Source organism: Paenibacillus sp. IHB B 3415, from assembly GCF_000802655.2.
GTDB lineage: Bacteria > Bacillota > Bacilli > Paenibacillales > Paenibacillaceae > Paenibacillus_AQ > Paenibacillus_AQ phytohabitans.
In genome coordinates this window covers 1-13,417 of the sequence record NZ_JUEI01000119.1, presented here as the reverse complement: position 1 = coordinate 13,417, position 13,417 = coordinate 1, and the positions used below count along the sequence as shown (strand labels likewise).

At 52.7% G+C, this 13,417-nt stretch carries 8 protein-coding genes; all 8 read left to right on the top strand.

All coding sequences use genetic code 11. From position 1 onward, the window contains the following. The first annotated feature begins 298 nt into the window (after positions 1–298). The 8 genes from QW71_RS33540 (at position 299) to QW71_RS33505 (ending at position 13,126) form a co-directional block, all read left to right on the top strand. Positions 299–3,526, top strand: coding sequence for a hypothetical protein (locus QW71_RS33540; protein ID WP_039309715.1), 3,228 nt, complete (start codon positions 299–301; stop codon positions 3,524–3,526). 727 nt (positions 3,527–4,253) lie between these two features. Then, positions 4,254–5,243 carry a sugar ABC transporter permease gene (locus QW71_RS33535; protein WP_039309713.1) on the top strand — a complete coding sequence of 330 codons (990 nt, stop codon included), beginning with the start codon at positions 4,254–4,256 and terminating at the stop codon, positions 5,241–5,243. A gap of 18 nt (positions 5,244–5,261) precedes the next feature. Further along, positions 5,262–6,152 (top strand): carbohydrate ABC transporter permease, encoded by an 891-nt coding sequence (locus QW71_RS33530; RefSeq protein ID WP_039309712.1) that lies wholly within the window; start codon positions 5,262–5,264, stop codon positions 6,150–6,152. A gap of 100 nt (positions 6,153–6,252) precedes the next feature. Then, positions 6,253–7,953 (top strand): extracellular solute-binding protein, encoded by a 1,701-nt coding sequence (locus tag QW71_RS33525; RefSeq protein ID WP_039309711.1) that lies wholly within the window; start codon positions 6,253–6,255, stop codon positions 7,951–7,953. Positions 7,954–8,052: 99 nt separating this feature from the next. Then, entirely contained in the window at positions 8,053–9,945 is a 1,893-nt protein-coding gene (locus QW71_RS33520; RefSeq protein ID WP_039309710.1) for a sensor histidine kinase, read from the top strand. A gap of 2 nt (positions 9,946–9,947) precedes the next feature. After that, positions 9,948–11,531 carry a response regulator gene (locus QW71_RS33515; RefSeq protein WP_039309708.1) on the top strand — a complete coding sequence of 528 codons (1,584 nt, stop codon included), beginning with the start codon at positions 9,948–9,950 and terminating at the stop codon, positions 11,529–11,531. 84 nt (positions 11,532–11,615) lie between these two features. Then, on the top strand, positions 11,616–12,419 hold the full coding sequence (locus QW71_RS33510) for an aminoglycoside N(3)-acetyltransferase (protein ID WP_039309707.1): 804 nt from the start codon (positions 11,616–11,618) through the stop codon (positions 12,417–12,419). A 68-nt stretch (positions 12,420–12,487) separates the two neighbouring features. Beyond that, positions 12,488–13,126 (top strand): histidine phosphatase family protein, encoded by a 639-nt coding sequence (locus QW71_RS33505; RefSeq protein ID WP_039309706.1) that lies wholly within the window; start codon positions 12,488–12,490, stop codon positions 13,124–13,126. Positions 13,127–13,417: the final 291 nt, after the last annotated feature.

Genomic DNA, 13,417 nt, shown 5'->3' with positions numbered 1-13,417 from the left:
CCTCCGATATCTTCCGTTGATCTAATGTTAGGTTTCTTGCAAGTGTACTGATCAATTGCACTATGTGCATTAGAATCCTGCGGAAGAGGCATTTTTAGGCGGAAATCCTGAAATCTAATGTATGAAATACAACAGAAGGCTGCTCGGGGGTGCAATAACACAAATTCTAATGCACAAAGTACAATCACCCAGGATTTGCAATCATACAGAGAGTTCAGCCTAATGCCGAGACTTCTACAGCTCAATAGCTGAAGCGAAGCCGCGTATGCGTATACTGATATTTTTAGGAGGAGTAACTATGAGCAATTATTATTTCGATTCAGGTAAATTTGTTATAGAGCAGTTCCACGAAGGCAAACCGTTCGCCAGCTTCCTGCCCGGACTTGCCGGATTGAAGGGGATCCCGATGTGGACGTTCTACGTGAACCGGGGTCAAGGAATCAGCAGCTTCGGAGTGCGGGACAAAAATTCGCCGATTATGGAGTTCTCTCCAGCCAATATTTCGTATAAGAATGTAGCCTCCACCGGATTCCGCACCTTCATCAAGCTGAAGGGTGCAGCAGAAGTCTATGAGCCGTTCCAGTCGGCACGCCCTGACCCGGCGGCCAAGCGGATCATGACGATCCTGCCTAACGGACTGACCATTGAGGAGTCACATGCAGGACATGGGCTGAAGACGACGGTCCACTACTTCAACCTGCCGGGTGATGATTATGCCGCGCTGATCCGGCAGGTGGAGATCGAGAATATCAGCGGGACAGAGCTGGAGCTGGAGCTGCTCGACGGTCTTCCGGAGGTTCTTCCCTTCGGCGTAGCGAACGGGGGCTACAAAGAGATGGGCAACCTGCTGCGCAGCTGGATGGATGTGTATAACCTGGAGAACGGAATTCCGTTCTACAAGCTGCGCTCCAGCACGAATGACGATGCGGAAATGAGCCTGATTGAGAGCGGGCACTTCTATCTCTCCTCCACAACGGAAGGAGAACAGCTGTATCCGGTCGTAGATTATGAAGTAATCTTCGGCGGGAATACTTCGCTGACGTATCCGGACCGCTTCGCGGAGCTTCCGCTGGCGGAGCTGCTTGCACAGGCCCAATATCCGGCCAACAAGGTGCCGTGCGGCTTCAGCGGCGTATCCAGAACACTTGCACCGGGAGCTTCGCTGAAGCTGAATACGATCATTGGACATGTAAATGATATTGCCAGAATCAATCATCGGGCGGCTGAGCTCTGCCGGGAAGATTATTTTGCCGCCAAGGCACAGGAAGCGGCCAGTTTGACTGAGGATTTAACGGCGGATATTGCTACGCATACCTCCTCGCCGCTGTTCGATGCTTATTGCCGCCAGTCTTATCTCGACAATTTCCTGCGCGGGGGCTATCCGTTTATTTTTGATAACGGCGGTGAAGGCTTCGTTGTACATCTATATTCGCGCAAGCATGGCGATATGGAACGGGATTATAACTTCTTCTCGCTGGCGCCTGAATATTATTCGCAGGGCAACGGCAATTTCCGTGATATGAACCAGAACCGGCGCAGCGATGTGTTCTTCCACCCGAAGGTGGGCAGCTTCAACATCAAGATGTTCTACAGTCTGATTCAGGCTGACGGCTACAATCCGCTTAGCGTGCAGGGTACCAGCTTTGAAATTCTGCCGGGTGAGGGAGAGAAGCTTAAAGCATGGGTTGCCGGGGCGCTTGCGGAGCATCATGCCGGATTTGAGCGGCTGCTGGCCGGACGTTTCACACCAGGCAGCCTGATTAACTACATTGCGGATCACAATATTGCTTTGAACATCAGTGAGCAGGAATTCCTCAGCGGTGTGCTTGCCCTGTCGCAGCAGAACATTGAAGCCGCCTTCGGAGAAGGCTTCTGGTCCGATCACTGGACCTACAATCTTGATCTGGTGGAAGGTTATCTGGATATTTATCCGGAACGGCAGGAGGCGCTACTGTTCGGGGACGAGACTTATACGTTCTATGACAGCCCGGCTTATGTGCTGCCGCGCAGCGAGAAATATGTAATCAGCGGCGGGCAGGTGCGGCAATTCGGGGCGCTGCTGGAGGATGAGGAGAAGCTGCACAAGCTGAAGCGCAAGGCCGGCGATACCCAGTGGCTGCGCACACAAGGCGGGCACGGGGAGATCTACCGGACCAGCCTGTTTGTGAAGATGCTGTCGCTTGCCATGAACAAATTTGCCACGCTTGATCCTTACGGGATGGGTGTAGAGATGGAAGGCAACAAGCCGGGCTGGAATGATGCCATGAACGGTCTGCCGGGACTGGTCGGCTCCGGAATGAGCGAGACCTTTGAACTCAAGCGGATGCTTGTGTTCATGCTGGAAGCGCTGGAGAGCGGCGCGGATCTTCCTTCAGCAGTAGCGCTTCCGTTAGAGATGGCTTCGCTGCTTGAGCAGGTGAACCGTGCTGTAACTGAAGTGCTTGACGGTTCACTGGCCCAATTCCCGTATTGGGACCGCGTGGCTTCAGCGCGCGAGGCTTACCGGGCAGAGATCCGCTTCGGAATTACAGGCGAGACCGCCGAAATTTCCCTTCCGGTCATCCGCGAGGCACTGGGCAAATGGCTGCGTAAGGTGGATCAGGGTATTGAGCGTGCGGTAGGGATTGGCGGCGGACTGGTTCCGACCTATTTCCGCTTCGAGGCAACACGGTTCCAGCCTGTAACGGATGAAGCCGGAGAGCCGGTCATCAGCGGCTACGGGCTGCCGAAGGCTCTGGTTGAAGAGTTCGAAGCTGCTGCCCTGCCGTATTTCCTGGAAGGTCCTGCCCGCTGGCTCAAAACGCTGGACAGCAAGGAAACCGCCAAGGGAATCTACAGCAAAGTGAAACAGAGCGGGCTCTTTGATCCGGTTACATCGATGTACCGGACTTCAGTGTCGCTGGAAGAAGAATCGCATGAGATCGGCCGCATCCGGGCCTTCACACCGGGCTGGCAGGAGCGGGAGTCCAATTTCCTGCATATGTCGTACAAATATTTGCTTGAGCTGCTGAAGGCGGGGCTGTACGACGAATTCTACAGCGAGCTGAAGACCTCGCTGATTCCGTTCCTTGACCCTGAGGTCTACGGTCGCAGTACACTGGAGAATTCGTCGTTCATCTCAACAGGCGGCAATCCCGATCCTGCAACGCATGGCAGGGGGTTTGTTGCCCGGCTGAGCGGCTCTACGGCGGAGTTTCTGAGCATGTGGAGAACGATGATGGCCGGCAGCCGTCTGTTCTCTGTGGAAGACGGCGAGTTAACCTTGCAGCTGAATCCTGCACTTCCCGGCTGGCTGTTCGATGAGCAGGGTAACCTGTCCTTCACCCTGCTGGGCAGTACAGAAGTGACGTATTATAATCCGCGTCATGCCGATACCTTCGGCGGCAGCAAGGCGGTCATTCAGAATCTGACGCTGCAATCCCGCAGCGGCGAGGAACGCCTGATTGCCGGCGGCCTGCTGCGCGGCGGGGATGCCGAGGCATTGCGGCGCGGAGAGATTGCCGCCATCCGTGCAGTAATGGAATAATTAGAGTATTCGTCATTCAAGTTGATAAAGGTACAGGAAAGGAGGAGGCCCGGTTTGGGCCTCCTTTTGATTGCCCGGGGTTAGGCGGATTAGAGGTGGATATTCTTGAATCCGCCAGAAGTCGGCGATATGGGGAATGAGGAGCAGAAGTGCCCCTGAATCCGCCAGAAGTAGGCGAAATACTGGAATGAGGAGCAGAAGTGCCCCTGAATCCGCCAGAAGTGGGCGATAGGGTGAAATGAGGAGCAGAAGTGCCCCTGAATCCGCCGGAAGTGGGCGATATGGAGGAATGAGGAGCAGAAGTGCCCCTGAATCCGCCGGAAGTGGGCGAAATACTGGAATGAGGAGCAGAAGTGCCCCTGAATCCGCCGAAAGTAGGCGATAGGGTTGGAATGAGGAGCAGAAGTGCCCCTGAATCCGCCAGAAGTGGGCGGAATGAGCACCCCCGAGGGATAGGCAGCTTTGAATTTGTCCCAGACGGGCAGAGTAGCACTCACCCATGCAAGCGCGGAAGGGGGTTGGAAAGGGAGGAGACAATGGCTTCCGGAAGTTCAGGGCTTCCCGCAGCCTATCTCCGATGGCGGTTGAGTTTTTGAGCCAAGCCGAAAAATGAGCCCCCAAATACGAAATCTGGGACCTTACGCCCAAATACTAAAACGCATACAATAAATACATAGAGATGAAAACGCTTCACACATTAAAGTTGGGGATTTTGGAGGTCCATACGATGGAGAACAAACAAAGCACCAAACCAAATCCGGTAATGGGGCCGCTCATTCCGGCGTCAATCGAAACCGGTTCAGTTCGCAAAAATACGCTCTGGAGGAAATTTGTAGCCCAGCGTCATCTGCAGACTATGGCACTGCTTGGTGTAGTGTGGATGATCATATTCAACTACATCCCGATCTACGGCTTGATTATTTCTTTCAAGGAATATAATATCGTCAAGTCGATTGCCGAAGCCCCTTGGGTGGGCCTGGAGCATTTCAGGGAACTGTTCGCAGATGAGGATCTGCCGAATGTTATCCGCAACACGCTGGGGATCAGCTTGATCAAGCTGCTTATCGGGTTCCCGCTGCCGATCATATTCGCCCTGTTCCTCAATGAGGTACGTTCCATCAGATTCAAGAAGACGATTCAGACGATTTCCTATCTGCCGCATTTCCTCTCCTGGGTTGTGCTTGGCGGCATTCTGGCCACCTGGCTCGCGGATATAGGGATTATCAATAATATTCTGCTTGCCCTCAATCTGATTGACAAACCGATCACTTACCTGGCTGAACCGAGTTATTTCTGGACGATAATCATCACCTCCGACATTTGGAAGGAGCTTGGCTGGTCAGCGATTATCTACCTCGCGGCGATCGCCGGTGTATCTCCGGAAATGTATGAGGCAGCAACGATTGACGGCGCAGGACGTTTCCAGAAAATGTGGTTTGTCACTCTGCCGGCCATCCGGGCCACGATCAGCATCCTGTTCGTCCTGGCAGTCAGCGGCGTACTGAACTCGAACTTCGACCAGATTCTGGTGCTGCGGAATTCGCTTAACGACAGCACTTCCAATGTGATTGATTACTATATCTATCAGACAGGTATTGTCTCCAACCGCTTCTCCTATTCTGCGGCGGTCACCCTGGTCAAAGCAGTCATTGCACTGATTCTGCTGCTGATTGCCAATCAGGTATCCAAAAAAATCAACGACACGTCGCTGTTCTAGGACAAGGAGGACCTATATATGTTTGCTCTTAAACGTAAAACCAAAGGCGAAGCGATTTTCGATATCGTCAATAATCTGGTTATGCTCTGCGTCTGCTTCCTGACGCTGTATCCGATCTGGTATGTGCTCGTCAACGCTTTCAATGACGGCAATGACGCCATGCTGGGCGGAATCTACTGGTGGCCGCGGATGTTCACACTGAAGAACTTCGATGCAGTATTTGCAAGTCCGGGGATTATGCTGGCGATGGGGGTTACCGTACTCAAGACAGTCCTTGGTGTGGCTCTGCATGTATTCTTTACAGCGATGGTAGCTTATGCCTTGTCCCGCAAGGATCTGGTTGGCGGCAAGCTCTACATTCTGATCGGCACCATTACATTGTTCTTTAACGGCGGCCTGATCCCAACCTTCCTGCTGATGCGTGATCTGCATTTACTGGATAACTTCATGGTCTTTATCATTCCCGTCATGTTCAGCTTCTTCGATCTTATTATCTTCATGACCTTCTTCCGGGAGATTCCCGACGGTCTGGAAGAAGCGGCGCGGATTGACGGAGCCAATGACTGGTCCATCTTACTGCGGATCGTTCTTCCAGTCTCCATGCCGGTTATTGCCACCATCGCGCTGTTCCACGGCGTGTATCAATGGAATGATTATTTTGCCGGCATCATCTATGTGAACAATGTGGACCTTCAGCCGATTCAGACTTATCTGTTCCGGGTCGTGGCCCAGTCCAGCTCCAATACGATGATGGTTGCTGTCCAGGGCAGCGCGGCCACAAGATCGGTAACCTCCCAGTCCATCAAGCTGGCAACCATGGTTGTCACAACGCTGCCAATCGTGTTCGTCTATCCGTTCCTGCAGCGCTATTTCGTTAAAGGCATGATGATCGGCTCCATCAAAGGCTGAGCATCTGCGAACCACAGGGTAACTCCTCCGGAGCCCATTGTCTTGCGGGCAGCGGGGTTGAGCTTATAATTACTATTTTCTAGAAAAGGGGTAAACAAGCATGGGCATGAAACATAAGCCAAAGAAAATGGTCCTGCTGCTCTTGGGACTAATGCTGACATTCTCTGCAGCGGGTTGTTCAAGCAATAATAATGCCGCAAACGGAAATACAGCGACGGAGAAGCCGGCTACGGAAGCTACAGAGGCACCGGCAACCAATGCAACAGAAACGACAGCTCCGGCAGCAACAGGCGATGAGCCAGGCTGGATGAGCGACACTTCACCAATCACCTTCGACTGGTATCTGAACTTTGCCTGGTTTGCCAACAAATGGGGCGTAGATCCAACTTCGCAATATGTTACGAAAAAGACCGGCGTTAACGTTAACTTTATCGTGCCTGCAGGGAATGAGAATGAGAAGCTGAACACGCTGATTGCTTCCGGCAAGCTGCCTGACTTCATCACCCTCGGCTACTGGGAAGATGCCATCAAAAAAATGGTAGAAGGCGAATTGGTGCTTCCGCTGAACAAGCTGGCTGATGAATACGACCCGTACTTCTACAAAGTTTCCGATAAAGATAAGCTTGGCTGGTACACTCAGCCGGACGGCAATGTATACGGCTATCCTAACTCTTCCTCTTCTCCTGCCGACTATGAAAAATATGGCGATACCTATGTATCGAACCAGACGTTCGCAGTCCGCAAGGATATTTATGAAGCCATCGGCAGTCCGGATATGCGTACCCCTGAAGGCTTCCTCGCTGCGATGAAGACTGCACAGGAGAAATTCCCTGAAGTGAACGGCCAGCCGCTGATTCCGCTGGGTCTGCATGAGTTCACTGAGAACGGCAATGACTCGCTGGAAGGCTACATTCAGAACTTCCTGGCGATCCCTTGGGAAAAAGACGGCAAGGTATATGACCGTGAAACCGATCCTGAATATGTACGCTGGATGAAAACACTCCGCCAGGCTAACCAGGACGGATTGCTGGCAAAAGATATCTTCATTGACAAACGGGCACAAATGGAAGAAAAAATCGTACAGGGACGCTACTTCGCAATGCTGTATCAACGTACAGACTTTGCTTCCCAGCAAGGAACTATTTTCCAGAAGAATCCTGATATGGTCTACATTGCTGTAGATGGACCAGCCAACACCAAACTGGATCAGCCTACACTGAATGGCCCTGGGATCTCCGGCTGGACCGTTACCCTGATCTCCAAGGATGTTAAGGATAAAGCACGTGCAATTAAATTCCTCAGCTACCTGAACAGTGAAGAAGGCCAAAAGGATCTTTTCCTGGGCGAAAAAGGGGTCAGCTATGATACAATTGAGGGCAAGGACCAATTCCTCCCTGAAGCCCTTAAGCTGATGAACTCGGACCGTGCAGCATTTGATAAGCAATACGGCTCTTCGTTCACCTTCTGGATGATGCAGAATACGAATATTACTGACCAATGGGCACCAAAATCCGTTGAGCCGTTCAAACAACTGGAAGACTGGACCCGCGGGAAATCTATTAATACTTCGGAATTCCAGCTGATTGATCCTAGCGGTAACTCGCCGGAAGGCATCATCGCCACCAAGCTGAAACAGCTGCGCGGCAAAACCATGCCGAAGCTGCTGATGGCTGAATCCGATGCGGAATTCGATAAGATCTGGTCTGAATATCTCACCAAAAAAGAGAAGGAAGGTCAAGCGACCTTCGATGCATACCGCCAGACTAAATATGAAGAGAACAAGAAAAAACTCGGAATGTAGTCTCAAATATAAGACCCAATTGCCCGCTAACTGCGGGCTTTTGGGTTATTTTCTAGTAACGGGATCTAAAAGGCTCCAGCCATTAACGGAGAGGTGAATATGCGCAAACGAACAGGAGCATTATGGAATTCCTTCCGTTATTGGCTCGGACGGAGATCACTGCAAAGCCGGCTGGTTGTGGCTTATATCTTTATTATTCTGGGACCCAGTCTGCTGGTGTCCTTCTATTCGTACAAGGCCATTAACAATACGTATATGCAGGATGCGATCGAGAAAAACGACTATCTGCTGCAGATGGAGAAGCTGCATGTACTCAATCAGATTGAGGCGATGGAGCGGGCGCTCCAGATGGCGTATAGTGATAAAATCACCCGGGAGTATCTGATCAGCGAAAGTGATCCTACACTCGGAGAACTGATTGATTACAACACAACCAGCTTCATGAACCTCAGCCAGATCCAGTTCAATAATCCGAATATTGAGCATTTGTACCTGTATTCCAGCAGTAAAAATGTATATGAGATGTGGCCGGTTATTTTCCGTGAGTCCCGGGTCTCCATGGAGCCCTGGTTTCAGAAGGCATTGGAGCTGGAAGGATTGCGGAATCTGTGGTCCTTTCAGAACTCGGATATCGACCTGATGAAGCGCTTCTCGGGGGAAACAGAGCAGGGGCAACCGAAGGTATCGGTGCTGCGGGAGATCAGCATTCCGGCGGGCAATCACATCGGGATGGTTCAGGTAGATATGCTGCTGAGTAAATTCACACCCAAGACGTATACCTCCGTGCAGGATAATGAATCCCAGATGATTCTTGCGGATGATGAGCTGAACCTGTTCACCCGGACAGACAACTCTTTTCTGGAGAATAATAAGGGGCTGACTGCGGCAATCAAAGACCGGCTGGCAGAGTTCGGGAAGACCGGTAAATGGGTGATGGATTATAAGGAGAACGGGAATTCCTTCATGCTGATTCAGGCGCCGCTGGAGCAGATCAATGCTTCTCTGGTCACTGTGGTCTCGATGAAAGGTGTGATGATGGATATTTCGCGTACCCGTAATCTGATTATCGGGGTCAATATCGGCTTCATCTTCCTGGTCACTGCCATTGCTTACGTGCTGAATGCATTCATCCTGAAGAATCTCCGCCGGCTGACCGAAACGATGAAAAGAGTCCGCCGGGGAGAGCCGTATGGAAGTATCCGCGTCAGCGGAGGCGGCGAGGTCGGCGAGCTTGCCCATCACTTCTCCAAGCTGATGAACACAATTAATACGCTGGTGGCTCAGGCTGTCCATAAACAGGCGCTGTCGAAGGAAGCTGAGCTGCGGACGCTGCACAATCAGATTGATGCCCACTTCCTCTACAATACACTGGAGAATATCAAAATGCTGGCGGAGATTGAGAATCAGCGGACGATCTCGGATGCGCTTACCCGGCTTGGCGGCATGATGCGCTATAATTTCAAATGGACGGGTGAATACGTGAAGCTGAAAGACGAGATCCGCCATATCCAGAACTATATAGAGGTTATGAATATAAGATTCGAGCATACCATTGGACTGGAGCTTAATATTGACAGCGCTTATCTGGAAGTGGAGGTGCTCAAAATGTCGCTGCAGCCGATTGTTGAAAACAGTGTGAAGCATGCCTGGAATGCGGACGGGATAGAGCTCACGGACCGTGTTGTGCGGATCGATATTACGGAGGCCGAGGGGGATATCTTCATCTCGCTGCGCGATAATGGCCTCGGGCTGACGCCGCAGCAGCTGACCCAGCTGCATGAGGCGATTTATGCCAAGGAGGAACCGGGGGCTGACCCTTCGGGAACCAGCAGCGGCGGGTATAAGTCGGGAGGCGTCGGACTGCGCAATGTGCATCAGCGTCTGCAGCTGTTCTACGGTGAAGCCTACGGGCTGGAAGTGCAGAGTGAAGCAGGGAAATGGACAACTGTGTTCATGTCACTGCCCAAAGTTCTATTGACGGGGGATAACTAGCTATGACCAATCTGCTGATCGTGGATGATGAAAAAATGATCCGTCAAGGTCTGAAGGCGATGATCGAACGGGAATATCCGTCTGTCTACAGCATCACGATGGCGGGCAACGGTGCGGAAGCGCTGGAGCTGTACAAGCAGGAGCGGAAGGATGTCATTATTACGGATATCCGGATGCCGATTATGGACGGGATCACGCTGCTGGAACGGTTGTCGGTGGAAGCAGGCAAGGAGGAGCCGCCTGCTGTCATTATCTTAAGCGGCCATGATGATTTCGAATATGCCAAAAGCGCGATCCGCTACCGCGTGAAGGATTATCTGCTGAAGCCGATCCGCCGCGAAGAGCTGTTCGAGATTCTCGAACGGATCGGCAAGGAGGGAATGGACCGCCAGTCGAGCAGTCTGCGGCAGAAGCAGGAGGCGGAAGGCTACCGCCGCGAGCTGCGGATTGCCCGCCTGCGGGGGCTTTTGATGCAGCGGGAGATAGAAGCATCGGCGGCACAGCTGGAGGAGCTGTCGACGCTGCAGATTCCTTTTACAGTAGGCGTGGTCAATTATTATCACCGGGACGGCGCGCGGATGAATCACGGAGAGGTCCAGGGCGTGCTGGAGCGGCTGATCGGACCGCTGGAGCATAAATTCACAGAAATTCTGACCGATTGGGACGGGAAGCTTGTACTTGTGGGGAATGTGGAGAGCTTCCTGGAGCTGTCCGGTAAGGCTGATGCCAAAGAACTTAAGCGGCTGCTCATCGGCATCAGCAGTGAGAGCCGGAGTCCGGAGCAGTTCCGTGCCTGTTACATGGAGGCGTACCGGGCGCTGCAGTATACTTTTTTGTCCCCGCAGGCCAGCTTTGTCGACTATAAGGATATCCGCGCCGGGCGCCTGAGCTTCCCTTCCCCGGAGGAGGAGCTGCGCAAGCTGCTTAATATGCTGGGAACCGAGCGGGAGAAGGAGATCAAGACGCTGCTTGGTGTTATTTTTCAGACGGATCATTTGCTGCATCTGGATTTGGATTACCTGGAGAATGTAGGGCGGAGTATTAATGAACGGGTGCTGGATGAAGTGTTCCGTGTGCATGGAGAGGCTTCGGTGGAAGTGCTGAAGCTGTACCGAGCGGTCGGCAACTTGTATAATTTCAGCAATTTCCATGACTATTACCGGGCACTGGAGCATTTGCTCCTTAGTGTGAACGATTATATTATAGGAATAAGATCTGCGCATACCGAGCATGCGGATATGGAAGAAGCGCTGGCGTATATCGAAGCGAATTATGCCCGTCCGCTGAATATGGCTATGGTCAGCAATTATGTCTCGCTCAATTATTCATATTTCAGTGAAGCCTTCAAGGCGTACACCGGGGAGAGCTTTGTGCTGTATCTCAAAAAAGTCCGCATCCGCCACGCCAAGGAGCTGCTGGCTGATAACTCCGTCAAGCTGGCCGGGGTCTCTGAGGCTGTAGGTTTTGAGAACAGCAAGCAATTCGCGCGTGTCTTTAAGGAGCTGGAGGGTATCTCTCCCGGTGAATACCGGGCGAAGCAGCTGATGGAGCGTTATTCGGGCCAGACGGAGGATAAGGAATTTTAGCGTGCTTACGAGTCTATGGGCTAGGTCAGCGGATTGCCGGTATGAATATGAACATTGGATGATCAGAATACTGGAGGCAATGGAATGGAAGAAGTACAAGGAACACTGATTACCGTAGATACACTTGCCGCCGACTTCCGTAAGCTGGGCGTGCATGAAGGAATGATACTGCTGCTGCACTCTTCCTTTAAATCACTGGGACAATGGGTGGCCGGTGGTCCGGTTGCCGTTATCCTGGCGCTGGAGAAGGTGCTGGGTGAAGAAGGAACGCTCGTTATGCCTACGCAATCCTCGGATCTGACCGATCCGTCAGGCTGGAGCAACCCGCCGGTGCCGGAGGCCTGGTGGCCCGGCATCCGGGAGCATATGCCTGCATATGACCCGGACTTGACTCCGCTTAGAGGGATGGGCGTGATTCCCGACTGCTTCCGCAAGCAGCAGGGCGTCCGGCGCAGCAGCCATCCGATCGATTCTTTTGCCGCTTGGGGGAAACACCGGGATGTCATTATCGATGGGCATAGCCTGGAGTACGCCTTCGGTGAGCAGTCTCCGCTGGCCCGGATTTATGAGCTGGGGGGAAGCGTACTGTTGCTCGGTGTAGATAATCTCAATAATACCTCGCTGCATCTGGCGGAATACCGGGCAGACTATGCCGGGAAACAGGAAGTCATGGCCGCAGCGCCGATGATGGTGGACGGAGTCAGACGATGGATGGAATTCAGTGATTACAACTGGAACTCGGATGATTTCACGGAGCTGGGCGTGGACTTTGGCCGGGAGACCGGGCTTGTTGCCAGCCGCCTGGTGGCCGCATCGGCGGCACAGCTGATTCCGCAGCGGGAGATTGTGGATTACGCGGTGAAGTGGCTGGAACGCAAGCGCACGTAAGATGTGCGGAGGCGTAATTTTTTATGGATAGAGCAAGAGAGCTATCGTCTTGAGGGGAGCAGGGTTTCATGACTACAACAACGGTGTACATTACCCGGCACGGGCAGACCGAATGGAATGTGCAGAAGCGGATGCAGGGCCATCAGGATTCAGAGCTTACGCCGCTGGGCGTCCAGCAGGCAGAATGGCTAAGCAGGAGCATGGAGCAGGTGGAGCTGGACGCGGTGTACGCGAGCTCTAGTCCCCGGGCGCTGCGGACGGCGGAGATTATCATGGGAGAGCGGGACTTGCCGCTTACGGCCTGCGATGAATTCAAGGAGATCGGCATGGGAGTCTGGGAAGGCCGTGATACCGCAGAGCTGCAGCTTCAGTATCCGGAGCAGCATCAGTTCTTCTGGGGCGATCCTGAGCAGTTCACTGTAGAGGGCAGTGAGACCTTTGCAGCGGTGCAGGAGCGTGCGCTGGGCAAGCTGCGGGAGATCGCAGATCTCCACGCAGGCGGTGCGGTGCTCATTGTGACGCATACGGTGGTGATTAAGGTGCTTATGGCTTATTTCGAGGATAGAGCCATGAACAAGCTCTGGGATCTGCCCTACATCTATCCTACTTGTCTGTGCAGAATTGATATCACGGACGGTGTGCCTGAGATTGTGCTTCACGGCGATACCAGTCATTATGAGACCAGTGAGGGCGGGATGGAATCCTGATTCTGCAGCGCGAACTTCTTAAGAGAAACAGGGCGATGTGCATGACGGCATCGCCCTGTTTGACGTGTTGCGCCGGCCGCTTCCTGCGGCTCGCAGGTGGAGCAGTAGCTGGTTGCGCTGCCCCCGTAGCTCCGTCCGGAAGGCAACGGATGGTATTTCTGTACAAATTACAACAATTTACTTCTGGTGAGCAGCGAATCCGCAAAAATCTTGCATAGAATGCAACAATCTAGCTCTGACCAGCCAGTACACTTGCAAGAAACCTAACATTAGATCAACGGAAGATATCGG

Excerpts from the sequence above, each read along its gene's own strand:
- QW71_RS33540 (WP_039309715.1), top strand. The coding sequence starts at position 299 with ATGAGCAATTATTATTTCGATTCAGGTAAATTTGTTATAGAGCAGTTC.
- QW71_RS33535 (WP_039309713.1), top strand. The coding sequence starts at position 4,254 with ATGGAGAACAAACAAAGCACCAAACCAAATCCGGTAATGGGGCCGCTC.
- QW71_RS33530 (WP_039309712.1), top strand. The coding sequence starts at position 5,262 with ATGTTTGCTCTTAAACGTAAAACCAAAGGCGAAGCGATTTTCGATATC.
- QW71_RS33525 (WP_039309711.1), top strand. The coding sequence starts at position 6,253 with ATGGGCATGAAACATAAGCCAAAGAAAATGGTCCTGCTGCTCTTGGGA.
- QW71_RS33520 (WP_039309710.1), top strand. The coding sequence starts at position 8,053 with ATGCGCAAACGAACAGGAGCATTATGGAATTCCTTCCGTTATTGGCTC.
- QW71_RS33515 (WP_039309708.1), top strand. The coding sequence starts at position 9,948 with ATGACCAATCTGCTGATCGTGGATGATGAAAAAATGATCCGTCAAGGT.
- QW71_RS33510 (WP_039309707.1), top strand. The coding sequence starts at position 11,616 with ATGGAAGAAGTACAAGGAACACTGATTACCGTAGATACACTTGCCGCC.
- QW71_RS33505 (WP_039309706.1), top strand. The coding sequence starts at position 12,488 with ATGACTACAACAACGGTGTACATTACCCGGCACGGGCAGACCGAATGG.